27 protein-coding genes are annotated in these 25,955 nt (G+C 59.2%); 9 read left to right on the top strand and 18 right to left on the bottom strand.

The window, feature by feature from the left end; all coding sequences use genetic code 11:
* Positions 1 to 11: 11 nt before the first annotated feature.
* Entirely contained in the window at positions 12 to 422 is a 411-nt protein-coding gene (locus EAH74_RS17830; RefSeq protein ID WP_140680119.1) for a hypothetical protein, read from the bottom strand.
* Between the two features lie 124 nt (positions 423 to 546).
* Between EAH74_RS17830 and earP the strand changes: the two genes are divergently transcribed.
* Together earP and EAH74_RS17820 are read left to right on the top strand one after the other, a co-directional pair.
* Positions 547 to 1,689 (top strand): elongation factor P maturation arginine rhamnosyltransferase EarP, encoded by a 1,143-nt coding sequence (gene earP / locus EAH74_RS17825; protein WP_140680118.1) that lies wholly within the window; start codon positions 547 to 549, stop codon positions 1,687 to 1,689.
* 48 nt (positions 1,690 to 1,737) lie between these two features.
* A complete protein-coding gene (locus EAH74_RS17820) occupies positions 1,738 to 2,307 on the top strand; it encodes an elongation factor P (protein ID WP_032626910.1) in 570 nt (189 codons plus the stop codon).
* A gap of 164 nt (positions 2,308 to 2,471) precedes the next feature.
* Here the strand turns inward: EAH74_RS17820 and EAH74_RS17815 are convergent, their stop codons facing one another.
* The 4 genes from EAH74_RS17815 to EAH74_RS17800 all read right to left on the bottom strand — a co-directional run bounded on the left by EAH74_RS17815 (position 2,472) and on the right by EAH74_RS17800 (position 5,716).
* Entirely contained in the window at positions 2,472 to 3,485 is a 1,014-nt protein-coding gene (locus EAH74_RS17815) for an alpha/beta hydrolase (RefSeq protein WP_140680117.1), read from the bottom strand.
* A gap of 34 nt (positions 3,486 to 3,519) precedes the next feature.
* On the bottom strand, positions 3,520 to 3,939 hold the full coding sequence (locus tag EAH74_RS17810; protein ID WP_140680116.1) for an organic hydroperoxide resistance protein: 420 nt from the start codon (positions 3,937 to 3,939) through the stop codon (positions 3,520 to 3,522).
* A gap of 289 nt (positions 3,940 to 4,228) precedes the next feature.
* Positions 4,229 to 4,690, bottom strand: coding sequence for a MarR family winged helix-turn-helix transcriptional regulator (locus tag EAH74_RS17805; RefSeq protein WP_140680316.1), 462 nt, complete (start codon positions 4,688 to 4,690; stop codon positions 4,229 to 4,231).
* 69 nt (positions 4,691 to 4,759) lie between these two features.
* On the bottom strand, positions 4,760 to 5,716 hold the full coding sequence (locus EAH74_RS17800) for a LysR family transcriptional regulator (protein ID WP_095128929.1): 957 nt from the start codon (positions 5,714 to 5,716) through the stop codon (positions 4,760 to 4,762).
* Between the two features lie 112 nt (positions 5,717 to 5,828).
* Between EAH74_RS17800 and EAH74_RS17795 the strand changes: the two genes are divergently transcribed.
* Complete coding sequence (locus tag EAH74_RS17795; protein ID WP_140680115.1) at positions 5,829 to 6,578, top strand: sulfite exporter TauE/SafE family protein; 750 nt, start codon at positions 5,829 to 5,831, stop codon at positions 6,576 to 6,578.
* On the opposite strand, the gene EAH74_RS17790 is transcribed toward EAH74_RS17795, so the two are convergent.
* Positions 6,568 to 7,422, bottom strand: coding sequence for a LysR substrate-binding domain-containing protein (locus EAH74_RS17790; protein WP_140680114.1), 855 nt, complete (start codon positions 7,420 to 7,422; stop codon positions 6,568 to 6,570). The two genes, EAH74_RS17795 and EAH74_RS17790, sit on opposite strands and share 11 nt — an antisense overlap.
* A 95-nt stretch (positions 7,423 to 7,517) precedes the next feature.
* On the opposite strand from EAH74_RS17790, the gene EAH74_RS17785 reads away from it, so the two are divergent.
* On the top strand, positions 7,518 to 7,733 hold the full coding sequence (locus tag EAH74_RS17785; RefSeq protein ID WP_140680113.1) for a DUF1127 domain-containing protein: 216 nt from the start codon (positions 7,518 to 7,520) through the stop codon (positions 7,731 to 7,733).
* A 64-nt stretch (positions 7,734 to 7,797) separates the two neighbouring features.
* A complete protein-coding gene (locus EAH74_RS17780) occupies positions 7,798 to 9,027 on the top strand; it encodes a winged helix-turn-helix domain-containing protein (protein WP_140680111.1) in 1,230 nt (409 codons plus the stop codon).
* A gap of 117 nt (positions 9,028 to 9,144) precedes the next feature.
* Here EAH74_RS17780 and EAH74_RS17775 read toward each other — a convergent pair whose 3' ends face one another.
* Positions 9,145 to 10,491 carry a class II 3-deoxy-7-phosphoheptulonate synthase gene (locus tag EAH74_RS17775; protein ID WP_140680110.1) on the bottom strand — a complete coding sequence of 449 codons (1,347 nt, stop codon included), beginning with the start codon at positions 10,489 to 10,491 and terminating at the stop codon, positions 9,145 to 9,147.
* 149 nt (positions 10,492 to 10,640) lie between these two features.
* Here EAH74_RS17775 and EAH74_RS17770 point away from each other — a divergent pair, with 149 nt between their 5' ends.
* Positions 10,641 to 11,396 carry a spermidine synthase gene (locus tag EAH74_RS17770; protein ID WP_140680109.1) on the top strand — a complete coding sequence of 252 codons (756 nt, stop codon included), beginning with the start codon at positions 10,641 to 10,643 and terminating at the stop codon, positions 11,394 to 11,396.
* Between the two features lie 111 nt (positions 11,397 to 11,507).
* Here the strand turns inward: EAH74_RS17770 and EAH74_RS17765 are convergent, their stop codons facing one another.
* Entirely contained in the window at positions 11,508 to 12,299 is a 792-nt protein-coding gene (locus EAH74_RS17765; RefSeq protein WP_140680108.1) for a crotonase/enoyl-CoA hydratase family protein, read from the bottom strand.
* Between the two features lie 88 nt (positions 12,300 to 12,387).
* Positions 12,388 to 12,621: a hypothetical protein gene (locus EAH74_RS33395; RefSeq protein ID WP_240050526.1), complete on the bottom strand. Its 234-nt coding sequence runs from the start codon at positions 12,619 to 12,621 to the stop codon at positions 12,388 to 12,390.
* Positions 12,622 to 12,731: 110 nt separating this feature from the next.
* On the opposite strand from EAH74_RS33395, the gene EAH74_RS17755 reads away from it, so the two are divergent.
* Positions 12,732 to 14,405 (top strand): DEAD/DEAH box helicase, encoded by a 1,674-nt coding sequence (locus EAH74_RS17755; protein ID WP_076027971.1) that lies wholly within the window; start codon positions 12,732 to 12,734, stop codon positions 14,403 to 14,405.
* Between the two features lie 91 nt (positions 14,406 to 14,496).
* Here the strand turns inward: EAH74_RS17755 and EAH74_RS17750 are convergent, their stop codons facing one another.
* From EAH74_RS17750 to minC, 9 genes are all read right to left on the bottom strand, one after another.
* Positions 14,497 to 15,834 carry an amidohydrolase gene (locus tag EAH74_RS17750; protein WP_140680107.1) on the bottom strand — a complete coding sequence of 446 codons (1,338 nt, stop codon included), beginning with the start codon at positions 15,832 to 15,834 and terminating at the stop codon, positions 14,497 to 14,499.
* Between the two features lie 65 nt (positions 15,835 to 15,899).
* Positions 15,900 to 18,053 (bottom strand): mechanosensitive ion channel family protein, encoded by a 2,154-nt coding sequence (locus EAH74_RS17745; RefSeq protein WP_140680105.1) that lies wholly within the window; start codon positions 18,051 to 18,053, stop codon positions 15,900 to 15,902.
* Positions 18,054 to 18,131: 78 nt separating this feature from the next.
* A complete protein-coding gene (locus EAH74_RS33105) occupies positions 18,132 to 18,308 on the bottom strand; it encodes a hypothetical protein (RefSeq protein WP_170206229.1) in 177 nt (58 codons plus the stop codon).
* A 158-nt stretch (positions 18,309 to 18,466) separates the two neighbouring features.
* Positions 18,467 to 19,756, bottom strand: coding sequence for a M18 family aminopeptidase (locus EAH74_RS17735; protein ID WP_046047516.1), 1,290 nt, complete (start codon positions 19,754 to 19,756; stop codon positions 18,467 to 18,469).
* Between the two features lie 106 nt (positions 19,757 to 19,862).
* Positions 19,863 to 20,705 carry a hypothetical protein gene (locus EAH74_RS17730; RefSeq protein ID WP_140680104.1) on the bottom strand — a complete coding sequence of 281 codons (843 nt, stop codon included), beginning with the start codon at positions 20,703 to 20,705 and terminating at the stop codon, positions 19,863 to 19,865.
* A gap of 148 nt (positions 20,706 to 20,853) precedes the next feature.
* Positions 20,854 to 21,489 (bottom strand): RluA family pseudouridine synthase, encoded by a 636-nt coding sequence (locus EAH74_RS17725; protein WP_008146175.1) that lies wholly within the window; start codon positions 21,487 to 21,489, stop codon positions 20,854 to 20,856.
* Between the two features lie 179 nt (positions 21,490 to 21,668).
* Positions 21,669 to 21,923: a cell division topological specificity factor MinE gene (gene minE, locus EAH74_RS17720; RefSeq protein ID WP_007898843.1), complete on the bottom strand. Its 255-nt coding sequence runs from the start codon at positions 21,921 to 21,923 to the stop codon at positions 21,669 to 21,671.
* A complete protein-coding gene (gene minD, locus EAH74_RS17715; RefSeq protein ID WP_129436963.1) occupies positions 21,923 to 22,735 on the bottom strand; it encodes a septum site-determining protein MinD in 813 nt (270 codons plus the stop codon). Before minD ends, minE begins: the two co-directional genes overlap by 1 nt.
* Before the next feature lie 201 nt (positions 22,736 to 22,936).
* A complete protein-coding gene (gene minC / locus EAH74_RS17710) occupies positions 22,937 to 23,674 on the bottom strand; it encodes a septum site-determining protein MinC (protein ID WP_095129096.1) in 738 nt (245 codons plus the stop codon).
* Between the two features lie 118 nt (positions 23,675 to 23,792).
* On the opposite strand from minC, the gene EAH74_RS17705 reads away from it, so the two are divergent.
* The gene (locus EAH74_RS17705; protein ID WP_140680102.1) at positions 23,793 to 24,725 is read left to right on the top strand and encodes a lipid A biosynthesis lauroyl acyltransferase; all 933 of its coding nucleotides are present in this window, start codon (positions 23,793 to 23,795) and stop codon (positions 24,723 to 24,725) included.
* A gap of 34 nt (positions 24,726 to 24,759) precedes the next feature.
* The gene (locus EAH74_RS17700) at positions 24,760 to 25,932 is read left to right on the top strand and encodes a patatin-like phospholipase family protein (protein WP_123366233.1); all 1,173 of its coding nucleotides are present in this window, start codon (positions 24,760 to 24,762) and stop codon (positions 25,930 to 25,932) included.
* Positions 25,933 to 25,955: the final 23 nt, after the last annotated feature.

Raw genomic sequence — 25,955 nt, 5'->3', positions numbered from 1 at the left:
GAGCTTCTTGATCAATCGCAGAATTGCTGGACGTTGGCGCGGCTTTTTTCGCTGGGTGCAGTCTGGTCCTGTTGCAACCAGAACTGGCATTTGGGGTTCGATAAATTGCGGTTGTTGCTGCGCGCCTGATCAAGCCTTTGCTGCTGCTCGTTCTTGCGCAGGTTCTCTTCGTACCGTTCAAACAACGGGCTCTGCGGTGGAGTATCCGGTGCCGGTTGCACCACCACCGGTGGCTTGGCCAGTTGCTGCACGGCTTCAGCCACGGGCGCCAGCTGCTCGCTGAACAACAGTCGAGAGGCGAGCCAGCACGTCAGCGCGATCGCAATAAACCCCAGCCACACACCCAGGGCAATGCTGCCGGTCAGTTGCACGGCGTTGAGCTGGATCGGCAACGGGCGGCGCGGGTTGGGACGGTAGGGCATGGCTGCCTCCTGGCGGGTGGTCGCGGGCGAGTGGCGATTGTCGCATGAAGATTAATCGCCGTCGGCTCTTCTGCACGGGGTAATTTATGAGGACAATCGGCGCCTTTGCCAACGGGAGCCTGGAATGCCTGAAATGAAAGCCCGCTGGGATATCTTCTGCGCGGTGGTCGACAACTTTGGCGACATCGGCGTGACTTGGCGTCTGGCCCGACAACTGGTGGCCGAACATTCGGTGGCGGTGCGTTTGTGGGTCGATGATCTGCGGGCCTTCGAGCGCTTGTGCCCGGAAATCGACATCAATGCCTCACAGCAATGGCAGCAGGGCGTCGAAGTGTGTCAGTGGACGGCCGACTGGCAGCCCACTGAAGCCGCTGATGTAGTGATCGCAGCGTTTGCCTGCCAATTGCCGAGTGCTTACATGGAGGCCATGGCCGAGCGGGAAAAACCGCCGCTGTGGATGAATCTCGACTATCTGAGTGCCGAGGACTGGATCGTCGGCTGCCACGGCTTGCCGTCGGTGAAGTACAAGAGCGTACAAAAATTCTTCTTCTTTCCGGGGTTTCAGAAGGGGACCGGTGGCTTGCTGCGTGAAAGCGGATTGCTTGAGCGTCGTCAGCAGTTTCAGCAAAACCCCGAGGCTCAGCGAGAGTTCCTGCAAGGCTTAGGGATTGATCGTGCGCAAGGTGCGCAGTTGATCTCGCTGTTTGCCTACGAAAATAACGGGCTGGCCAGCTGGCTCGAGGCAATGGCTGCCGACTCGACGCCCACTCATCTGCTGGTACCCGAAGGCCGGATTCTTGGGGATGTCGAACGTTGGCTCGGTGTGGATGGTTTGGCGGCCGGCGCGGTGTATGTGCGCGGTGAATTGACCGTGCAAGTGCTGCCGTTCGTCCGACAGGATCAATACGATCACCTGCTCTGGTGCTGCGATTTCAATGCCGTGCGCGGCGAAGACTCCTTTGTCCGCGCCCAATGGGCGGGCCGGCCACTGCTCTGGCACATCTATCAGCAGGACGAAGACATCCATCTGGACAAGCTCGACGCCTTCCTCGCGCTGTACACCAAAGGCCTGTCCGAGCCTGCCGGCGAGGCGATCAGCGGTCTTTGGCGGGCGTGGAATGCGGGTGACAATATGACCGGGCACTGGCAATCGACCCGAAATCACTGGCCAGAACTGCAAAAACACGCCGAAGCGTGGTGTCTGGAACAAGCTTTGCAGGCGGATCTTGCCGCAGCGCTGGTACAGTTTTATGTAAATTGGATATGATACGCGGCCTAGATTTTTGTAAATCCCATCCAAATTCGGATATTCGCAATGAAAACTGGTAAAGAACTGAAACCCGGTACCGTGATCCGTCTCGAAAACGATCCTTGGCTGGTTCAGAAAGCTGAATTCACCAAGTCTGGTCGTAACAGCGCGATCATGAAGACCAAGCTGAAAAACCTGCTGACCGGTTACAAGACCGAGATCGTTTACAGCGCCGACGACAAGCTGGACGACGTAATCCTCGACCGCAAAGAAGCGACCCTGTCCTTCATCAGCGGCGACACCTACACGTTCATGGACACCACCGACTACACCATGTACGAGCTGAACGCTGAAGACATCGAAGCCGTTCTGCCTTTCGTTGAAGAAGGCATGACCGATGTTTGCGAAGCGATCTTCTTCGAAGAGCGTCTGGTTTCCGTAGAACTGCCGACCACCATCGTGCGCGTAGTTGACTACACCGAAGGTTCGGCTCGCGGCGACACTTCCGGCAAGGTGATGAAGCCTGCCAAGCTGAGTAACGGTACTGAGCTGCAAGTTGCTGACTTCATCGAAATCGGTGACAGAATCGAGATCGATACCCGCGAAGGCGGTTCCTACAAAGGCCGTGCTAAATAAGCACTGCTTGAGGAATGAAAAAGCCCGACCATTGAGTCGGGCTTTTTTGTGACCGAAGATTAATATCAAAAGATCGCAGCCTCGTTTCACTCGACAGCTCCTACAGGGGAATCCAAAACCCATGTAGGAGCTGTCGAGTGAAACGAGGCTGCGATCTTTTTGCTTTATTTCAGGTGTTGCTTGAGTTCTTCAGACGCCTGCAACATCGCCGAGCGCACGGCCGGCACCTGGCTCACCACGTTGAGCAAACCATAGTCGTGGATCATGCCGTTGTAGCGCACCGCCGTGACCGGCACACCAGCCTCGTCCAGTTTGCGGGCGTAGGCTTCACCTTCATCACGCAACACGTCGGCGCCGGCAGTTTGCACCAGGGCCGGTGGCAGGCCCTTGAGTTGCGCGGTGGTTGCCCGCAGCGGCGACGCGTAGATCTCGTTACGCTGCTTGGCGTCGGTGGTGTAGTTGTCCCAGAACCACTTCATCATGTTTTTGGTGAGGAAGTGCCCCTCGGCAAACTGGTTGTAGGACGCCGTCTCGAAGCTGGCGTCAGTCACCGGCCACAGCAGCACCTGGAACCTGATCGCTGGTGTGCCTTTGTCTTTGGCCATCAGCGCAACCGCTGCCGCCATGTTGCCGCCGACGCTGTTGCCGGCTACGGCCAGACGTTTGCCGTCGACGTTGATCGCTTTACCGTGCTCGGCCACCCATTGGGTTGCGGCGTAAGCCTGGTTGATCGCCACCGGGTAATGCGCTTCCGGTGACGGGGTGTAATTGACGAACACCGCCGCCGCCCCCGAACCGGTAACCAAGTCCCGAACCAGACGTTCATGGGTCGGGAAATCCCCCAGCACCCAGCCACCACCGTGAAAGAACATGAACACTGGCAACTCACCTTTGACCCCGGCCGGCCGGACGATGGTCAGGTTGAGCGGTTGGCCGTCGACTTGAATGGTCTTCTCGCTGACATCGGCTTTTGGCAGCGTCAGTTTCACCCCGTCCTGCGCGCCGACCAGCACGGCGCGGGCTTCTTTAGGCGTGAGTTGTTCCATCGGTTTGCCGGTGCTGGCGTTCAGAACGTCGAGGAACGCCTGGGTGTTGTGTTCAACACCCCCACCTGCAAACGCGCTGTTAATGGACAAGGCGAGAAGGGTGCCGGTCAAGACTTTGCTGAAAGTGCGCATGTTCGTTTCCTGGTTCGGGCCTGGGAATCAGCGGTTAGACGGTAACGTGCAGGCGCACATCGACGTTGCCACGGGTGGCGTTGGAGTACGGGCAGACTTGGTGTGCAGCGTCGACCAGGCTTTGTGCATCGGCTTGTTCAAGACCCGGCAAGCTGATGTGCAGGTCGATGTCGAGGCCGAAACCGCCAGGGATCTGGCCGATGCCGACATGGGCGGTGATCGAGGCGTCGTTCGGGATGATGCCTTTGGTCTGGCTGGCGACGAATTTCAGCGCGCCGATGAAGCAGGCGGAGTAGCCGGCTGCGAACAGTTGCTCAGGGTTGGTCGCTGCACCGCCAGCACCACCGAGTTCTTTGGGTGTGGCGAGTTTGACATCGAGGATGTTGTCGCTGGAAACCGCACGACCGTCACGGCCGCCAGTGGAGGTTGCGATAGCGGTGTAGAGAGTTTGCATGATGTAAGCCTCATTCGGGGTTTGGTTTTTTTGCGCTAAATGTTTGCGCGCTAAGTAAGTGCGAAATAAATGTAGCTCGCGAATATTTAGCGCGCAATATAAATTTTTGAAGAGATTTTGGTTTGAGGGGTGGACGATGATTGGATGTGTTGAATTAGAGCGGTCGCGGCAGGATTTTCAGCGGAGAATTTTTTGGAATGGAGGGCGAATAAGGTTTGAAGGACACCACAAAAACAAATGTGGGAGCGAGCAGGCTCGCTCCCACAGGGGATTTGTGGTGGTTTGACGATTAGAGGTTGTCTTGCAGATTACTGCGCAGCTCTTGGAGTTCGTTTTGCAGGTTCTGCAGATGCTCCAGCGTCTGACCACTGGCGGCGAGGATGCACTGCGGAATGTCACGGGCCTTGTCCCGCAGCGCACGACCTTTTTCGGTCAACTCGACAATCACCACCCGTTCATCTTCGCGGCTGCGAGTGCGGCTGAGCAGGCCTTCGACTTCCAGGCGTTTAAGCAGCGGCGTCAGTGAGCCAGGATCGGTCAGCAGTTGTGCGCTGATTTCGCCTACGGTCAAACCATCCTTTTGCCACAGCACCATCATCGCCAGGTATTGCGGATAAGTCAGGCCCAGCGCTTGCAAGAGCGGCTTATAGACCTTGGTCATCAGCAGCGAAGTGGAATGCAGGGCGAAGCAGATCTGGTTGTCCAGCAGCAGCTCTTCGTAGTTATCCGGGGTGTTGCGCTCGGTGGTCATTTCGAAGCCTTGATCAGTGATCGTCATAAATCTAGCGGGCGAATCTTTAATGCACCAGACAATTCTAGCCTAGTGCCGGTCGAGGGTACTTTGCAGCGCCAGATCCCACGGCGGGATCGGGCTGAAGCGGGTCTTCAGGTACTCCAGCAATAAGCGGCTACGGGGATTGGGTTGTTGCTCAAGACGCAAGGCATAAATGCCGGTCGTTTCCGGTGGTGGCAGGCCGTGTTCGCAGAACAGCGGAAGCAGTTCACCGCGTAACAGGTATTCGCTGGTCAACCAGGTTGGCAAGTGTGCGATACCCAGCCCGGCCAATGCGCCGCAGACCAAAGCCTCGGCATTGTTGGCACTCATGCGGATGCGCGCAGGGCGGTGCAAATGCATCTGCCCGTCCCGCTCGAAACGCCAGGCGAACGGCGGAGCCAGGCCATCCCAGTCGAGGCCATCATGCTCAATCAGCTGCGCCGGATCGGTCGGCACACCACGCCGTTGCAAATACTCGGGGCTGGCACAGGCGATGCGCACCATGCTCGCCAGCGGCGTGGCCACCAGCCGGGTATCGGCCATTTGCCCGGCACGCAGCACCAGATCGACCTTGCCCAGATTCAAACCCTGCATGTCGACGAAACTGTCGATCAGGTGCAACTGCACATCGAGGCCGGGGTAGAGCATCAGAAAGTCGGCAATCACCGGCGCCAGATGTCGTCGCCCGAACGCGGCCGGTGCATCGATCCGAATCAAGCCTTCCGGTGCGCTGCTCAAGGATACTGCCTCAGCCCGAGCCAGCCGCAGTTCAGCAACGATCCGCCGCGCGCGCTCGGCAAACGCCAAACCCGCCGGGGTAGCGCGCACTGCGTGGGTGCTGCGAATGAACAACTGGCTGCCGACGGCATTTTCCAGGCTGTCGATGCGCCGGGCCACCGCCGAAGGGGTCAGCGGGTGGCGGCGGGACGCAGCGGAGAAACTGCCGGTTTCCAGCACGTCGAGGAACAGACCCAGTTGTTCGGTCAATTGATTGGGGTTCATAGTGTCGGCTGCGCTTGTGCGAAGTTGGCACAACCATTGTGCGTTGCTGTGCGTTTCCCCGCCAGCGCCGACTGCGTAGGATGAATAGCCTGACGTGAAGGGAAAATCGCCTGTGATTGAGTTTTTGATGTATCTGGTGTTTGGCGTTGCCTTGGGCACCCTCGGTGGGTTATTCGGCATTGGCGGTGGTTTGATCGCGATCCCGTTGCTGGGTGTGTTGTTCGGCCTCGATCAGCAGATTGCCCAAGGTACGGCGCTGGTGATGGTGGTGCCCAACGTGATGCTGGCGCTGTGGCGTTATCACCAGCGTAATCGCATTGAATTACGTCACGCGCTGCCATTGGCGTCGATGGGATTCTGTTTCGCCTGGATCGGTTCGATCTGGGCGGTGGGCATTGATGCGCAAACCATGCGCGTCGGATTTGTCGCGTTCCTGATTGCTCTGTCAGCCTACAACCTGGTGCGAATGTTCTGTGCCAACGCGCCAGTGTCTGCGCAAATGAATTACTCATGGCCATGGCTGGGCGTGCTCGGCGCCGCCTCCGGCACCATGGGCGGGTTGTTTGGCGTGGGCGGCGCGGTGGTGGCAACGCCAGTGCTGACCAGTCTGTTCGGTACCAGTCAGGTGGTAGCGCAGGGGTTGTCGCTGGCGTTGGCGCTGCCGAGCACGGGCGTCACGCTGGTGACTTACGCGGTGCACCATCAGGTGGACTGGATGATCGGCCTGCCCTTGGCGGTCGGTGGTCTGATGAGCATCAGCTGGGGCGTGAGGATCGCCCACGCACTGCCAGAGCGACTGCTGCGTGGGTTGTTCTGTGGGTTCCTGGTGTTCTGCGCGGTGATGCTCGCCCTTAAAGTTTGAAACCTTCGACGATGTGATCGGCCAGGCACTCGGTGATCGGTGAGGGGTTATGCAGGTTGCGCACCAGCATGATGCTGGCCTCGGGCAGGATCGGCAGGTCTTCGGCCTCACCGAGTATGCGCATGTCGGGCGTGATCAGGCTTTCGAGTTGTGCGGTGACGGCCAGTCCGGCGCTGACCACCGCCATGATCGCCGACAGGCTGTCGCTGTTGTACGCCACGCGGTAATCGCGACCCATGGCGTCCAGCGCATTGCAGGCCCATAAGCGGCAGAAACAATCACTGTTGAACATCGCCAGTGGCAGCGGTGTTTGCTCATGGGCGCTGAAACATTGTGCCTCGGCCCAGACAAAATGCTCCTTGCGCAGTAACTGGCCGATTTCGTTGCCCGGTTCGCGGGTGACGATGGTCAAGTCCAGGTCCTGGCGCAGCAGCAATTGTTTTGATGATTCGCAGTGCACTTCAATCTGGATCAGCGGATACGTCTGGGCAAATCGCCGCAGAATCCCCGGCAAAAAACGCATCACGTAATCGTCCGGCGTTCCGATGCGCACCATGCCGACCATGTGCGGCTCGCGTAGCGTATTGAACACCTCGCTGTGCAGCTTGAGGATGCGCCGGGCATAGCCGAGCAACACCTGACCCTCAGCCGTCAGCCGCACCTGCCGTCCGTCGCGCTGGAACAATTGACGCTGCACCACATCTTCTTCCAGCCGCTTCATCTGCATGCTCACGGCGGACTGAGTGCGGTTGACCAACTCGCCGGCACGGGTAAAACCGCCCTGGTCGGCGATGGCGACAAAGGTGCGCAGCACTTCGGTGTCGATACTCGGGTAGGCAGACATTCATCAATCTCCGAGATGTATTACATCAGAAACATTCGTTGGATTGATCTTAGCCCCGGCGCGACACTTGAGCCATCCAAACGGAGGGCAACAAGATGAAAGGTCAACATGAACATCCAGTCGTAGAAAAACACTCGATCCACCTGGTATCCGATTTGCTGCACAAATTCAGCCGCTGGTACGAACTTCACCGGGAGCGCGAGCTGCTGGCGAGTCTGAGTGACGAAGCGCTGAAGGACATTGGCATGAGTCGTGCGGATGTGGAGTTCGAGTCGGTCAAACCATTCTGGAATGACCCGATGCACAAATGAGTCATACACAACTACACAAACCGTCTCCCGGTGAGGTAGGTTGCGAGCAGACAAGGAGATGCTCATGCGCGCAACACTGTCCTTTTCCATCAAACAGGCTCGGCGTCTGGCGCTGGCCGCCCAAGGGTTCAACGGGCGCCAGCCGCCAGCGGCGATCAAACCGGTTCAGCTCAATCGTCTGATCGAGCGGCTGGGCATTCTGCAGATCGATTCGGTCAATGCGTTGGTGCGTTCGCACTACCTTCCCTTGTTTTCCCGCCTCGGCAATTACTCATCCGACTTGCTCGACCAGGCTGCCTGGAGTTCGGGCCGGCGGCGCACGCTCTTCGAGTATTGGGGGCATGAAGCCTCGTTGCTGCCCTTGTCGATGTACCCGTTGATGCGCTGGCGCATGCTGCGCGCGACCCGTGGCGAAGATATCTATCAGCAATTGGCACGTTTCGGGCGTGAGCAGCAGGACACGATTCGCCGGGTGCTGGCCTCGGTTCAGGAGCTGGGCGCGCTGGGTGCCGGAAGCCTGTCGACCCGTCAGGAACGGGCAGGGCCCTGGTGGGACTGGAGCGCGGAAAAGCATGCGCTGGAATGGTTGTTCGCTGCCGGTGAAGTGACCGTGGCCGGCCGGCGCGGGTTCGAGCGGCTTTATGATCTGCCGGAGCGGGTGATTCCTTCGGCGATTCTTGCGCAGCCGCTGCTGAGTGAGGCCGAGGCCCAGCGCGGCCTGTTGCTGCATGCCGCGACAGCGTTGGGCGTCGGAACAGAAAAAGACCTGCGGGATTACTTTCGCCTGAGTCCCGGTGATGCCCGTCCGCGCTTGGCGGAACTGGTGGAGGCGGGTGAATTGCTCGCTTGTGAAGTCCAGGGCTGGCGGCAACCGGCCTATTGTCTGCCTGCGCCGACAGTGCCGCGCAAGGTCGAAGCCAGCGCCTTGCTTTCACCCTTCGACTCACTGATCTGGGAGCGCAGTCGCACCGAGCGTCTGTTCGATTTCCGCTATCGGTTGGAGATCTATACGCCGCAGGACAAGCGGGTCTATGGCTACTACGTGTTGCCGTTTTTGCACAATGAACGAATTGCCGCTCGGGTGGATCTGCGTGCCGAGCGGGCGTTGGGCAGGCTGGCGGTACACGCGGTGCATGAAGAAAAGCCGGGGCTGGATGACGAGGGAATGCTGGCGTTGGCGATCAATCTGCGGCGGATGGCGGATTGGTTGGGGCTTGAGCGGGTTCAGTTGAATTGCCCGCGGGCGAGTGCGGCGCGGTTGGGGGTGGCATTGGCTCAGATTGATAGTGACTGAGCTGGCCCCTTCGCGAGCAGGCTCGCTCCCACATTGGTTCTGTGTTGTTCACAAATCCAGTGTGGGAGCGAGCCTGCTCGCGAAAGCAATCTATCAGGCAACCCAAGATTTACAGATTCACCGCCGGACTTGTTTCAACGTCTCGGCAATCAAAAACGCCAACTCCAGCGACTGATCGGCGTTCATCCGCGGGTCGCAATGGGTGTGGTACCGGTCCGACAACCCGTCTTCGGTAATCGGCCGCGCCCCACCAATGCACTCAGTGACATTCTGCCCGGTCATCTCGATGTGGATGCCGCCGGCATACGTGCCTTCCGCTTCGTGAACCTGGAAGAATTGCTTCACCTCACCAAGGATCTGGGCAAAGTCGCGAGTCTTGTAGCCGCTGCTGGCCTTGATGGTGTTGCCGTGCATCGGGTCGCAACTCCACAGCACTTGCTTGCCTTCGCGCTGCACGGCACGGACCAGTTGCGGCAGGTGATCGCCGACCTTGTTCGCACCCATTCGCGCAATCAGGTTCAGACGCCCCGGATCGTTGTCCGGGTTGAGCACGTCGATCAGGCGAATCAGGTCTTCGGTGTTCATGCTTGGGCCGACTTTGACCCCGATCGGATTGTTCACGCCACGCAGGAACTCGACGTGAGCGCCGTCGAGCTGACGGGTGCGGTCGCCGATCCACAGCATGTGCGCCGAGCAATCGTAGTAATCGTTGGTCAGGCTGTCGCGACGCACGAAGGCTTCTTCATAGTTCAGCAACAGCGCTTCGTGGGCGGTGAAGAAACTCGTTTCGCGCAGTTGCGGCGAACTGTCCATGCCGCAGGCGCGCATGAACGCCAGGGTTTCATCGATGCGATCGGCCAGGTGGCTGTACTTCTCGGCCAGCGCCGAGTTGGCGATGAAGTCCAGGTTCCACTTGTGCACCTGATGCAGGTCGGCAAAACCGCCCTGGGCGAAGGCACGCAAGAGGTTCAGGGTCGCAGTGGACTGGTGGTAGGACTGGAGCAAGCGCTCCGGGTCCGGCACGCGGCTTTTTTCGTCGAAGCCGATGCCGTTGACGATGTCGCCACGGTAGGCCGGCAGGGTTACGCCGTCGATGGTTTCATCGTTGGCCGAACGCGGTTTGGCGAACTGCCCGGCCATGCGCCCGACCTTGACCACCGGGCAACCGGCGGCGAAGGTCATGACAATCGCCATTTGCAGCAGGACTTTAAAGGTGTCGCGGATTTTCGCGGCGGAGAACTCGGCGAAGCTTTCGGCACAATCGCCGCCCTGCAGCAGAAACGCGCGGCCCTGGGTCACTTCGGCAAACTGACGGCGCAACTCCCGGGCTTCACCGGCAAACACCAGCGGCGGATAACTGGCTAGTGTTTGCTCGACGTGCAGCAAATGCGCTGCGTCGGGGTAATGGGGTTGTTGCTGGATCGGCAGGGCGCGCCAGCTGTCAGGGCTCCAGGGTTGGCTCATCACGGTCTCTAGTGTTTTACGCTCGGACTGTCATGTTATCAGCAATTAGTGCGTGACCTGTTCCCGTCGCTTCGCGGACAATCGCGCTTTTGCCGCGCCACTACGCGGTTTTAGTACGTTGCCGGGCACGGCGACGATCAGGAGACGAAATGACTGAGGAGCGCGTCGAGCATCTGCTCGCCGAGGTACAGGATGAGTTCGGCGTGATTCGCGTGCTGGAAGTGGCTGATTACCGTTTTCTCGAGTTTGGTGATGCCATCGAACAGAGCTGCGTGTTCACGGCTGACCCGAGCTGGCTCGAATACGATTACACCCGGGCGATGCTGATTGGCGCGTTGTGCCACGAGCAGCCGGAAAGCGCGCTGTTCCTCGGCCTTGGTGCTGGCACCCTGACCCAGGCCTGCCTCAAGTTCCTGCCGCTGGAAGACGTCGAAGCCATCGAGCTGCGCCCCGACGTACCGCGCCTGGCTATTGAATTCCTTGGGCTGGATGACGATCCGCGGCTGTATATCCGGGTGGGCGATGCGCTGGAGCTGCTCGATACCGCTGAGCCGGCGGATCTGATTTTCGTCGACCTGTATACCGATGTCGGGCCGGGTGTCGGGCATCTGGCGTGGAATTTCCTGGAAAACTGTCAGAAACGCCTGAACCCGGGTGGTTGGCTGGTGATCAATCAGTGGGCCACCGACGATGGCAAACCGTTGGGCGCCGCATTGTTTCGCGGCCTCTATCACCGGCATTACTGGGAACTGCCGGTGAAGGAGGGCAATGTGATTCTGCTCGTGCCTTCGGAGCTGGATCAGGAACTGGACATGGACGGCTTGATCGCCCGCGCCGAAGGACTGGCGCCGCGCTTGGGGTATTCGTTGCAGTCATTGATCAAGGCAATTCGCCCGGCGACGTGATGTTGTCGCCTGTGATGGCCTCTTCCGAGCAGGCTCGCTCCCGCAGGGGAATGCATTTCAAATGTGGGAGCGAGCCTGCTCGCGAAGGGGCCATCACAGCCAATACATCTCTCAAAGCCCTTTGAACACGCCTTGCCGCTTCTCGATCATCGCCCGCACGCCTTCCTGGGCATCCTCACTGGCCAGCAACTTCTTCACCATCGGCGGTAACGCCTGAGCCGCCGCGGTTTCCCCTTCATAACGCGCCTGTCTTGCAGACATCAACGTCGCCTGAACCCCAAGCGGCGCCTGCCGGGCAATCCGCTCAGCCAGCTCAATCGCCCGTGGCAGTAAATCCTCGCTGGCCATGACTTCCTGCACCAACCCCAGGTGCAACGCCTCATGGGCATCGAATTCATCGCCGGTCAGCAGCCAGCGCATGGCATTGCCCCAGCCAGCGACCTGATGCAGGCGCAACGTGGCGCCGCCGAACGGGAAGAGCCCGCGTTGCACCTCTTTCTGAGCGAAACGGGTGTTGCTGGCGCACAGGTTGATATCGGCGGCCAGCATCAATTCGATACCGATGGTCAGGCAGTAGCCTTGCGCGGCGACAATTACCGGTTTGCTCACTCTGGGGCCGGCGAACACCCCCCACGGATCGCAGCCTCCGGGCGGGGCCTGCCAGCCTTCAGCCAGGGCCGCGCTGGCGCTGACCAGGTCCAGCCCTGCGGTGAAATGCTCACCATGGCCGAATACCACCGCCACCCGCGCTTCGCTGTCGGCCTCGAACTCGCCATAGGCCAGGCTCAATTCATTGAGCAGGTCGAGATCGAAGGCGTTGCGTTTGGCCACCCGATCCAAGCCGATCATCAGGACATGACCGTGCCGTTCACGGCTCACACGACTGGAGCAGGGCTGATTCATGGTGCATTTCCTCGGGCGGGAAGGGATGGGTAGGGGTATGTGAGATGGCAGGTCGGCGTCACAAGGGTGAACCGTTTTAGCGCGATCGTCAGCAGGGCAGGGCCTTGGAAAAATAGACCGTTACCCGATTATCCGCAAAGCGTGTGACAGAACGCTGTAAACGGCAGTTTTCCGACAAATAAAGCTCCCTTTTTGAGCGAATTCCGGTATAGTGCGCGCCGGCCTTTAACCGGGCCGCGTTTAGGTAGCGCAATTCCCCGAAGTCAGCTTCGGCTGCACGTCCGCACAGCGGACTCTCCCTTGACGAATCTTTTTCATTCATTCGTTTTCGCAAATCCCCGCCGACAAAGCAGCCAGGGCGACTCTTGAGTCTTACACGGCATGCGCAGCTTTGGAGCATGGGTCTTTGCGGATGCACTTAGAGGCAGACCCATGACCCAGGAAACCGGCGGCTTCGCCGCTTTTAATCTTAATCCGAACATTCTTGCAGCCGTCATCGCGACTGGCTACGAAGAACCTTCGGCTATTCAGCAGCAATCGATCCCGATCATCATGGCCGGTCACGACATGATTGGTCAGGCGCAAACCGGTACGGGTAAAACCGCTGCGTTCGCCCTGCCGATCCTGCATCGCATCGATCCTGCTAAGCGCGAGCCGCAAGCCCTGATCCTGGCGCCAACCCGTGAGTTGGCGCTGCAAGTAGCAACCGCTTTCGAAACCTACGCCAAGCAAATGCCAGGCGTTACCGTTGTGGCCGTTTACGGCGGCGCCCCTATGGGTCCACAACTGAAAGCAATCCGTAATGGCGCACAGATCGTTGTCGCCACTCCGGGCCGTCTGTGCGACCACCTGCGTCGCGACGAAAAAGTTCTGTCGACCGTGAACCACCTGGTTCTCGACGAAGCGGACGAAATGCTCAAACTGGGTTTCATGGACGACCTCGAAGTTATCTTCAAGTCGTTGCCTCCAACCCGTCAGACCGTATTGTTCTCGGCCACCTTGCCGCAGTCGATCCGTGCCATTGCCGAACGCCATCTGCGCGATCCGCAACACGTGAAGATCCAGACCAAGACTCAGACCGTTACCGCGATCGAACAGGCTCACCTGTTGGTTCACGCTGACCAGAAGACCTCGGCTGTATTGAGCCTGCTGGAAGTTGAAGACTTCGATGCCCTGATCATGTTCGTGCGCACCAAGCAAGCGACCCTGGACCTGGCCAGTGCCCTGGAAGCCAAAGGCTACAAAGCCGCTGCGCTGAACGGTGACATTGCTCAGAACCAACGTGAGCGCGTGATCGAATCCCTCAAGGATGGCCGTCTGGACATCGTTGTGGCGACCGACGTTGCTGCTCGTGGTCTGGACGTTCCGCGCATCACTCACGTATTCAACGTTGACATGCCGTACGATCCAGAGTCCTACGTTCACCGTATCGGCCGTACTGGCCGTGCCGGTCGCGAAGGTCGTGCACTGCTGCTGGTGACTCCACGTGAGCGCCGCATGCTGCAAGTGATCGAGCGTGTAACCGGTCAGAAAGTGGCCGAAGTTCGCCTGCCGGACGCTCAGGCTGTTCTCGATGCTCGCATCAAGAAACTGACCAACAGCCTGTCGCCGCTGGTGGCTGATGCCGAATCGACCCATGGTGATCTGCTGGATCGCCTGACTGCCGATATCGGTTGCACCCCGCGTGCCCTGGCCGCTGCTCTGCTGCGCAAGGCTACCAATGCTCAAGCATTGACCTTGGCTGCCATCGAGAAAGAACGTCCACTGGTGCCGAACAACGCACCGCGTGGCGATCGTCCAGAGCGTACCGGTGATCGTCCCGACCGTGGTGATCGTGAGCGTCGTGCTCCGGTTCCATTGGCCGAAGGTCGTGCTCGTTGCCGTACCGCGCTGGGTGCGCGTGATGGTATCGCTGCCAAGAACCTGCTGGGCGCTATCCTCAATGAGGGTGGTCTGGCTCGCGAAGCAATCGGTCGCATCCAGGTGCGTGACAGCTTCAGCCTCGTTGAGCTGCCGGAAGATGGTCTGGAGCGTCTGCTGACCAAGCTGAAGGACACTCGCGTTGCCGGTAAGCAGTTGAAGCTGCGTCGCTATCGCGAAGATTGATCCGCTCTCGGGCTGATTGATCGAACATAAAAAATCCCCGACTGGTTCGGGGATTTTTTTTGTCTGCGTTTTAGGGGGCGAGGTTTCTGACTCAGGGTTTGGCGTTAGCGTAGAGATAGTCCGTGGCCAAAGACGCCAACGTCCGCACGCCCACCACCAGCGCCGCCTCATCCACGAAGAACCCCGGATTATGATTCGGCGCAGCCTTGCTCATGTCCTGATCTTTGGGCGTGACTCCCAAAAATACAAACAGCCCTGGCGCCTCTTTGGCGTAGAAGGAAAAATCTTCCGCCCCGCCCACCAACGGCCCTTGCACCACGTCGTCCTTGGCCGCCCAGCGCAAGGTCGGCAGCATTTTCTCGGTCAGCGCCGGGTTGTTGATCGTCGGGTCATACTTTTCGATGATCGTCACTTCAGCTTTGGCACCGCCGCTTTCGGCGATTTTCTCGACGGTCTGGCGCACGTCTGCGTGCAGCTTCTGGCGGATGGCGTAGTCGTAGGAGCGGATAGTGCCGCTCATGTCCACGGACTCGGGAATGATGTTGTAACGGGTGCCGCCGTTGATCGTGCCAATGCTGACCACTGATGGATAAGACGAGATGTCTGTCCGGCGGCTGACCACTGTTTGCAGGCCGACGATGGTTTGCGCGCCGACGGTGATCGGGTCGATACCGTCCCACGGGCGCCCGGCGTGGGTCTGCTTGCCGAGAATTTTAATGCGCAGGTCATCGGAGCTGGCCAGGGTCGGGCCGGGGCGATAGGCGATCCGGCCGGCGGGGATGCCGGCCCAGACGTGCAGGCCGAAGACCGCGTCCGGTTTCGGCGATTTCATCACGCCTTCTTCAATCATCATTTTTGCCCCCCAGGTGTTTTTGCCATCGGGGATAAAATCGCTTGGGCCTTCTTCTGCCGGTTGGAAATAGAACACCACCGTGCCGGGCAAGGTTTCGCGCATGCCAGTAAGAATTTTCGCCGTGCTAAGCAGGATTGCGGTATGAGCGTCGTGGCCGCAGGCGTGCATCACGTCGACTTCTTTACCGAGGTAGGTGCCTTTGGCTTTCGAGGCGAAAGGCAGGTCCGAGACTTCCTTGACTGGCAGTGCATCCATGTCGGCACGCAATGCTACGGTCGGTCCGGGCAGAGCGCCTTTGAGGATGGCGACGACGCCAGTGCGGGCTACGTCGGTTTTCACTTCCAGGCCCATGGCGCGGAGTTGTTTGGCGACCAGTTCCGACGTGCGTTTTTCGGTGTTGCCCAGTTCCGGATGGGCGTGGATATCGCGGCGGGTTTCCAGCAGCTCGGGTTCCAGGGCTTTGGCCTGTTCGGCGATGTGCGTGCGGGCGCCTTCCAGTGTGTCGGCGCTGGCGTGGCCGGCCAGTGCGCCGAACAAGGTCAGCAAACACGTTTGTGCAATGCGGGTCAGCTGCATCGATACTCTCCTTGGCTATTGTTTTTTGGCTTCAGTGCCTATGACTTTAGCGCCGCAGTTAAGTGCTATTCCTGCACTTGGCCGCCACCTGCCGCGATGACTTGCACGCTCATGCGTGGCGTCGCCAGATCGAGCCCGGCTTCGTCCAGGTGCCGCTTGAGTGACAGGTTGAACGCTCGGGACACTTCCCATTGCTTGATCGGTGCGGTCTTGAACCGGGCACGAAGAATCGCGTTGCCTGACTCGAAACTCTCGACACCCTGAATCTCCAGTGGCGACCAGATGTTGCGCCGTTGCAGTGGGTCGTTGCGCATCTTCTGGCCGACGTCGCGCATCAGTTTGATCGCGTTATCGATGTCCATATTGGAAGGTATCGCCACCCGGAAAATCGCGTAGCCGAACTCCCGGGAGTAGTTCTTGATGCTTTTGATTTCGCTGAACGGAATGGTGTGGACGATGCCGTCGATGTCCCGCAGGCGCACGGTACGAATGGTCAGCCCTTCGACGGTGCCCAGGTGGCCGCCAACGTCCACGTAGTCGTCGATGGCCAGCGAGTCTTCGATGATGATGAACAGCCCGGTGATCAGGTCCGCCACCAGCGACTGTGCACCGAAACCGATGGCCAGACCGATCACGCCGGCACCGGCCAGCAAGGGTGTGACGTTCATGCCCATGTTCGCCAGGGCGACGATCAGCGCAATGATGAAAATCGCCACGAACAACACGTTGCGGATCAACGGCATCATTGTCTGCGCGCGGGCATTTGCCAGGCCTTTGCGCGAGCGTGTGAGGGCGTGATGCACGGCGGTGTCGCTGAGAATCCAGATCAGCCAGGCAAAAATCAGCGTGCCGCCGAGGCTGAACAGTTTGACGCTGACTTCATGGCCTTCGCCTTCGGTGAATCGGATCAGCGACATGCCCCAGACCCGCAGGCCGAGCTCGATGAACGCCAGCCACACCACCAAGTGGGCGAGTGTGTAGAAGAAGCTTTTCAGGCGATCCGAATACAGTGCATGACGCTTCACGCTGCGCTGAGGTTTGAGTGAATGGCGGCGCACCAAGCCGTTGATGACCATGCACAACACCAGCAGCACGGTGCAGATCAGCGACTGACGCAGTGCGGTGCTGGTATCGCCGGCCGAGACGAACGTGGCGAACAGCGAAATACCCACCAGCACCAGCGCCGGCATGTACCAGAAGGTCCCGAGGATCTCGATCGTGTCGCTGAGGGCGCGGCGGGTCAGGCGTCGGGACAGCGGTTGGTTGCGGATCAAGTGGGCGATGGGGCGACGGAACCGCAGGATGAACAGCCCCGTGGACAATGCCGCCAGTACGTTGGCGACCGTCGCGGCGGTGTGCGCCAGATGAATACCAAGGCTTTCGACCAGTCGCGGATCGCTCAGGGCTTCACCGAAGGCGGCGAAACTGCCGATCAGCCACAGCGGTCGAAAGGCTTGATGCCGCAGGATGTACAAGGCGCGGTGGCGGTGTGGGCCGTCGAGCACCGAAAAGGCGATCACGCAGATTGCCGAAAAACAGGTGCCGACCACCAGCGCATAAGCCAACACCATCGCCAGGCTTTTGCCCAATGACGAGGGCAGGGCGTAGCTCATGTAGACCGTCATGACCAAAGCAATCAGCCACGGCCCGAGTTTGCGCAGGGCGAAGCGCAACATGTCCAGGGCCTTGGGGTGCTGCGGCAGTTCTTCGGTCAGGCCAAAGCGCATCCGCACCCGGTGGCTGACCCAGATTAGCGCGGCGGCCAACAAGCTCCAGAGCATCAGGATCATGGCAAAGGCAAAGATGATCGGCAGCCATTCATTGGCCGGCAGCACCAGCGCTGTCAGTTCATCCTCAGCCAGTTTGAACTCTTCGGACCAGCGAGTGAGAGGGCTGTCCGCGCCGGAAAACTGTTTTTCGAAACTGGCGAGGGTGCCACCGATCAGTCCCAGGACGCCTTCTTCGGCGACTGGCTGGGCCTTTTTGGTGGCATCGCGCAGCTTCTTCAAATCCGCCAGCAATTTGGTGCGTTGCTGATCGTTCTCCAGCGACTTGATCACTTCGTCCAGGGATTGCCCCAAGGGCTCTTGCGCCTCTGGCTGTTTTGCCGAGCTGTTGAGCAGGCTGGGCAGGCCGACCGCCTGAGCGGGTGCCATCGGCAGCAGCGTCATGAGGCAGGCAAGGAGCAAACACGGCAGGGCAAAAAGACGAGCGAACACTAGGCGGTCAACCTCGGGATGAGCAGATCGACCGAGTGTACGAGCCCGTCAAAATCAATGCGAGCCAGGGGCGAGGATTTATTCGTTGAGTTTGGCGAGGATCTTGAAAACCACGGTGGCGAGGATCATCAACATGCCGATCCACATCGCGAACACGCCGGCGTTCTTGTCGCGAAAATTGAAACCGATTGCCAGCATGATCATCCCGGCAAGAATCGGGATCAGCATGGCATGAAACGAAGACAACGAGATCATGAGCGACTGCCTTGTCGTAGGGGATGTTTTAAAGTTTAGGTCGATTTTGAATTGTAGGAGCTGCCGAAGGCTGCGATCTTTTGATTGTTGCTTTTAAAAACAAGATCAAAAGATCGCAGCCTTCGGCAGCTCCTACAGAGGCGCGATTGTTTTAGGGATTACGGCAGTTCGCGGCAGGCGTAAAACGCGCTCAGCACTTTGACCAGGTGCGCCAGATCATGGCTGCCGCACAGTTCACGGATCGAGTGCATGGCGAAGGTTGGCAGGCCGATGTCGACGGTGCGCACGCCCAGGTGACTGGCGGTGATCGGGCCGATGGTCGAGCCGCAACCCATGTCGCTGCGCACCACGAAGCTCTGTACCGGCACTTCTTCGGCCATGCACAGGTGACGGAAGAACCCGGCGGTTTCGCTGTTGGTGGCGTAGCGCTGGTTGCTGTTGACCTTGATCACCGGGCCGGCGTTGAGTTTCGGGCCGTGATTGGCATCGTGCTTGTCGGCGTAGTTGGGATGCACGCCGTGGGCGTTGTCAGCCGAGACCAGCAGGGATTTCTGAATGGTGCGCACGAACTCATCGCCTTCAGGCAGCAGGCGACGCAGCGTCTGTTCCAGCATCGGGCCATCGGCGCCGCAGGCCGAGCAGGAACCGACTTCTTCGTGGTCGTTGCAGACCAGCACGCAGGTTTCGTCGGTTTCGGTGGTCAGCAAGGCTTGCAGGCCGGCATAGCACGACAGCAGGTTGTCCAGGCGCGCCCCGGCAATGAAGTCGCCATGCAGGCCGATGACCGCAGCGCTTTGGGTGTCGTAGAAGCTCAGCTCATAGTCGAGCACCACGTCGGCGTTCAAGCCATGTTCGCGGGCGAGTTGATCGGTGAGCACGGCACGGAAGTCCACACGCTCGTCACCGGCAAATTGCGCAAGGATCGGCGGCAGTTCGGTCTGGGCGTTGATCGCCCAGCCCATGTTGGCTTCACGGTTCAGGTGAATGGCCAGGTTCGGGATGATGGCGATCGGCGCCTTGAAGTCGACCAGCTGGCTCTCGACTTTGCCGTCACGGCGGAAGGTCACGCGGCCGGCCAGGGACAGGTCACGGTCGAACCATGGTGCCAGCAGTGCGCCGCCATAGACTTCGACGCCCAGTTGCCAGAAGCCCTGACGTTGCAGTTCCGGCTGGGGTTTGACCCGTAGGCACGGGCTGTCGGTGTGCGCGCCAACCAGGCGAATGCCGCCGTGCAGGGGCGAATGACGGCCCATTTTGAACGCGACGATCGACGAGTCGTTACGGGTGACGTAGTAACGACCGTTGGCTTCGGTGGTCCATGGCTCGCGCTCGTCAAGGCGTTGATAGCCCGCCGCTTCCAGGCGCTGAACAAGGCTGGCGGTGGCATGGAATGGGGTAGGGGAGGCCTTGAGGAAATCGATCAGGCCTTGGTTCAACTCTTCGCGCATAAGTAGCTCCAGACAGCAATGGCGCAAGTTTAACGTATTGGCTCCTGGCATTGCAGAGTCAATGCCATTCGACGTACGCCGGCTGCCGATTGGCGAAGAGGATGAGTCAACCGGTGATCAGCTTGCCATTGAGGAACACTTCGCGACGTTGCTTGCGGCCCACATATTCATGTTTGCTCGCGAGGTATACCTCGTTGAATTTTTCCTTCGAGATACCCGGGATCTGTCGAATGTACTCGTCCACCAGTCGGTCATAGGTGGCTTCGGTGATGAGCTTGTAGATGTCCCGGCGATAGAAGAAGCCCAGTTGAAAACCGAGGGTTTCGCTTTGATGGTTTGTCTGGCCGGCAAAGCAGTTTTCAAAGTCGATGGCTTTGAGCGGGGTCCGCGGCGTTTCCGGGATCATAATGTTTCCAGCCCAGAAATCCATGTGCGTGATGCTCTTCCGGGACAGGGAGCTCAGCAATTCGAAGGCGTCGAGAATGAATGTTTCGACACTGTCCGGGTTGCGTTTAAGCCATTGCACACCGTCGATATGATCGTCGAGCAGGCGCGTGATAATGAAATATTCCTGGGTCAGCCCCAGTCGGTCCTTGGTGTAACCGAACCCTTGCAGCGGCGGCATTTGTACGCCACGGCGTTGCGCTTCGAGCGTATTGATCAGCTCTTCCAGCGGCCAGTCGAATCGACCATTGCGCTGTGGCTTGCCAAAGGTCACACGCACTTTTGCCTTCAAGGTATCCAGCGGCTGGACCTTGGCGAACAGCGGCGTGTCGCCGGAGGCCAACGGTGCACTCGCGCGGGTGAGCTTGCGGGCGCGTCGTTTGTGTATGAGGTGTTCGAGCGCCTGTTGTGCTTCGGCTGAAGGCTGCTCGCTAAGGTGTAGCGTGGTATTGAAAAGGCAGAAGGTGAATGGAAAGTCGTCTTGGAATGTCTTGTTGCTGAGCACGAGAGCTTCCTGCCTGCTTTCAAAGTGCCGGCATTTTACGTTTCATTACAAATTCATGACAATTTTCTCACGTCATTTACATGGTGATTTGTAACAAGAAATAAAAATGCCCTTCAGTGGAAGGGCGTTTTTTGGGTTCGGCGGTTACCTAAAAAGGAGCAGGACACTCGAAGCGCAAGCGTTCACCGCTTTGCGGGTGAGTGAAGCTAAGCATGCTCGCGTGCAAACAAAGTCGTGGCCAGGCGGCCAGTGCTTGCTCGTGGGCATACAGCCCGTCACCCAGTAGCGGATGACCGATGGAGAGCATGTGCACGCGCAACTGATGGGAGCGGCCGGTGATCGGCGTCAATTCGACACGACACCAGTCGCCGCAACGCTCCAATACCCGCCAGAAGGTCAGGGCATGTTTGCCGAATTCATGGTCGACCACATGGCGAGGCTTGGTCGGCGGGTCGTAGCGCAAGGGCAGATCGATGCTGCCACTGTCCAGTTCCGGTTGTCCCCAGCACAGGGCGGTGTAGGCCTTTTCGGTTTCGCGGTCGTGAAATTGCCGAGACAGTTCGCGATGCGTGTCCGGATCACGGGCCAACAGAATAATGCCGGAGGTTTCCCAGTCCAGACGATGGACGATTCGCGCTTCCGGGTAGCCGTTTTCTTGCAGGCGGGTAATCAGGCAATCCTTGTTGTCATCAGCCCGGCCAGGGACAGAGAGCAGCAGGGTCGGTTTGTTCACCACCAGTACGGCGGCGTCCTGATGGATGATGCGGATGTTGGACAGCGGCATTAAAACAGCCTCGTAACAAACGCCAACGGCGGCTCAGAACCTTCATTGTCCCGTGTAGGAGCTGCCGCAGGCTGCGATCTTTTGATTCTGCTTTAAAAACAAGATCAAAAGATCGCAGCCTGCGGCAGCTCCTACAGGGGCTCAAAGATTCTGAGCCGCCGTGGCTCCTGTCTGATCGACTAGCGGTCAGGCAGGGTGATATTGAGTTCCAGAATCGAGCAACTGCCCTGGTTTTCCAGAGCGACGTGCACGTCATCGGACCCGATATTGACGTACTTGCGGATGACCTCGACCAATTCCTTCTGCAAGGCTGGCAGGTAGTCCGGTGTACTGCGCTGGCCGCGTTCGTGCGCCACGATGATCTGCAGACGCTCTTTCGCTACCGACGCGGTGCTGACCTTTTTGCTGGCACGAAAGAAGTCAAAAAGATTCATTATCTACCTCCAAACAGGCGCTCGAAGAATCCCTTCTTCGTTACATCGAGAAAACGATGCTCCACGGTTTTGCCCAGCAGACGATCGACCGCATCGCTGTATGCCTGACCGGCATCGCTCTGGTCGTCGAGAATGACTGGCACGCCCGAGTTGGAAGCTTTGAGTACTGCTTGGGATTCCGGAATGACACCCAGCAGGGCGACCGCCAGAATCTCTTTGACGTCTTCGACGCCGAGCATCTCGCCGTCACTGACTCGTTGCGGGTTGTAGCGGGTCAGCAGCAGGTGTTCCTTGATCGGGTCTTCGCCCTTTTCCGCGCGGCGGGACTTGCTGGCCAGCAGGCCCAGCATACGGTCCGAGTCACGAACCGAGGACACTTCCGGGTTGGTCACGATAATCGCTTCGTCTGCGAAGTACATGGCCAGGTGGGCGCCTTTTTCGATGCCGGCCGGAGAGTCGCAGACCACGTATTCGAAGTCTTCTTTCAGCGCCATCAACACTTTTTCCACGCCTTCCACAGTCAGCGCGTCTTTGTCGCGGGTCTGACTGGCGGCCAGTACGTAAAGGTTTTCCAGGCGTTTGTCTTTGATCAGGGCTTGTTGCAGGTTGGCTTCGCCGTTTACCACGTTGACGAAGTCATACACCACACGGCGCTCGCAACCCATGATCAGGTCGAGGTTACGCAAACCGACGTCGAAGTCGACGATAACTGTTTTGTGACCGCGCAGTGCGAGGCCGGTACCGATAGCAGCACTGGTGGTGGTCTTACCCACACCACCCTTGCCGGATGTAACCACGAGAATCTTGGCCAAGGTGTTTCACCCCTAAGGAAAAAGGACATTTAGCCCCTGAAAAACATCTCTAGAAAAACTACTGCAGTCGGACAGCCTTGGCTGGAATTCGGTGCAGAACGGCGCTTACCTCGGGTAAACACTGCTTATGACCTTTTTCCTACTTCGTTTGAGCCGTTTTCGCTACGTTTTAGAGATGTTTGGAAAATGCGGCAGTATCCGTTAAAGCCGAATGATGTTCAACACATCGCCCGACAGGCTGACCTGTACGCCCGCGCCCCACAAAGGGTCGCGACGCAGATCCTCCGAAACCTTGTAGTGGCCTGCGATGGAGACCAGTTCAGCGCTCATTTGCTGACAGAAAATCCTGGCTTTCGTGTCGCCTTTGACGCCGGCCAACACTCGACCGCGCATCGGGCCGTATACATGGATGTTCCCATCGGCGAGAAGTTCCGCCCCCGGGCTGACCGACGAGATCACCACCAGATCGCAGCCCTGGGCATAAATCTGCTGCCCGCCGCGGACGGGCGAGGTGATGATCTTCGTTGGCTTGATCGTCGGCTCCGGCGGTTTTTCCGGCTTTTTCTTGACTTGGCCTTCGAGCGGGTCCAGCGGACGCTCACGGGCGCCGGACGGTGGCAGCACCGGCAGGTCGACCGCGATGGCCGCGGCGATGTCTTCAATGCGACTGGCACGGATTGCCAGGGTGCGCAGGCCATGCTGGCGGCAGACGCGCATCAGGCCTGGCAGATCAACTGCGCCTTCACTGGCCGGGAGTTTGTCCAGTGCCAGCACCAGTGGCGCGTTACTAAAGAAGTTAGGCGCCTGGGCGACCTTGGCGGCCAGTTGACGATCGAGGTTCTCGAGGTCGTTACGGGCCAGTTCCAGCACCGTAATGGCGAGCATGCTGCCCTTCAGCTGGAACACGGGATCTTGGTCTAGCGGTTCGGTTTGGCTCATGGTCGGCATACAACGACTTGTCACTAAAAGTGCCGAGACTTATAACGAGAACGCCCGCGAGCCGCAAGCCGGGTCGAACGATGTAGAATGCGCGGCCATTGTCTTTCCGGAACCTTTAATGGATCGCCCGCGTTTTCGAACAGCATTTCTTTCTCCGCGTTTCTGGCCGCTGTGGTGTGGCTTGGGGCTATTGTGGCTGATTGTCCAGTTGCCGTATCCGGCGTTGCTGTCGATCGGTCGTGCCCTGGGTGCATTGATGTATCGAGTAGCGGGCGACAGACGGCGCATTGCCAAGCGCAATCTCGAACTGTGTTTCCCTGAAAAAACCGCTGCCGAACGCAAGCGCCTGCTCAAGGAAAACTTCGCCTCAACGGGCATCGCGTTTTTCGAAATGGCCATGAGCTGGTGGTGGTCGCGGGAGCGTCTGGCAAAGCTGGCCCATGTCGAAGGGTTGGAGTATTTGAAAAAAGCCCAGCGTGACGGCAAGGGCGTGATCCTGATGGCCGTTCATTTCACCACGCTGGAAATCGGCGCGGCGTTGCTTGGCCAGCAGCACACCATTGATGGCATGTACCGCGAACACAAAAATCCGTTGTTCGACTACGTCCAGCGCCTGGGGCGCGAGCGGCACAACGTCGATTCGCTGGCGGTGGAGCGCGACGACGTGCGCGGCATGCTCAAATTGCTGCGCGCAGGTCGGGCAATCTGGTACGCACCGGATCAGGACTATGGCGCCAAGCAAAGTATCTTCGTGCCGCTGTTCGGGATTCAGGCCGCTACCGTTACTGCCACCAGCAAGTTTGCGCGGTTGGGCAAGGCGCTGGTGGTGCCGTTCACTCAGGAACGTCTGGCGGATGGCAGCGGTTATCGACTGGTGATTCATGCGCCGCTCGAAGGTTTTCCCGGCGAAACCGAAGAAGCCGACTGCCTGCGGATCAACCAATGGATCGAAGGTGTCTTGCGCGAATGTCCGCAGCAATACCTTTGGGCTCATCGTCGCTTCAAGAGTCGTCCGCCGGGCGAGCCGAAGCTGTACGCAAAACGCGGTTGAACCACCGCCCTTATAAGCACCAAGGAGTGTTGCGATGAGTCCTGCTGAACCGGTTACAGGGTTGATTCTTTCCGGCGGCGGGGCCCGGGCGGCCTATCAAGTGGGTGTGCTGGCGGCGATTGCCGAGCTGTTACCGGTCGGTGCGAGCAATCCGTTTCCGGTGATTGTCGGCACCTCGGCCGGCGCAATCAACGCGGTCAGCCTCGCCAGTGGGGCGATGGATTTTCGTGGTGCGATTCAACGTCTGACAGCCTTCTGGCAGGGCTTTCGCAGTCATCTGGTACTGCGCAGCGACTGGCCGGGCGTGATCCACCAGGCCAGCCGTTTTGTCAGCCACAGTTTGCTCGGGATTGGTGCTCAGGTGCCGGTGGCTTTGCTCAACAGTTCGCCGCTGCGCGGATTGCTCGACGACAAACTGCAGATGAGCGGGATTGCCGAGGCCATTGCACAGAAGCAGTTGCAGGCGGTTGCGGTGACCGCGTTCGGCTACGAGTCCGGTCAGGCGGTGACCTTTTATCAGGGCGGCGGCACCATCAATGCCTGGTTGCGCCATCGGCGAATCGGCGTCCCCACTCAATTGACCGTCGATCACTTGCTGGCCAGTTCCGCCATCCCGCTGTTGTTTGCGCCAGTCAAAATCGGTGAAGAGTATTTCGGCGACGGCGCGGTACGTCAGTCGGCACCGATCAGTCCGGCGCTGCACCTGGGCGCCAGCCGAGTGCTGGTAGTGGGCGTCAGCGGCAACCCCCGCGGCATCGACCCGGAACAACCGCTGCAACGCGCCTACACCGGCCAGCAGCCGAGCCTGGCACAGATCGGCGGACACCTGCTCAACAGCACGTTCATTGACAGCCTGGAAAGTGACATCGAGCTGTTGCAGCGTCTAAACCAGTTCAGCCACTTGATGCCTGATGGCACGCCGACGCGCGCACTGGGAGTGGCGCCGGTGGAAGTGCTGGTGATTTCGCCCAGTCAGCCGATCGACGAAATTGCGGCGCGGCATCGGCAGGAGTTGCCGGCGGCGCTGCGTCTGTTTCTGCGCGGGCCAGGGGCGACCAAGACGAGCGGGGCGGGGGTGCTGAGCTATCTGCTGTTCGAGGCGGGGTATTGCAGCGAATTGATTGATTTGGGGCGGCGGGATGCGTTGGCCAAGCGCGGGGAGTTGTGCCGGTTTCTTGGGATAGCCGAGGCAGCGGTCACTGCTTGAGATTTGCAGTGCGGCCATTCGCG

Source organism: Pseudomonas mandelii, from assembly GCF_006438925.1.
GTDB lineage: Bacteria > Pseudomonadota > Gammaproteobacteria > Pseudomonadales > Pseudomonadaceae > Aquipseudomonas > Aquipseudomonas mandelii_C.
The sequence above is the reverse complement of the archived record's forward strand: the minus strand, read 5'-3'. Positions and strand labels throughout refer to the sequence as shown.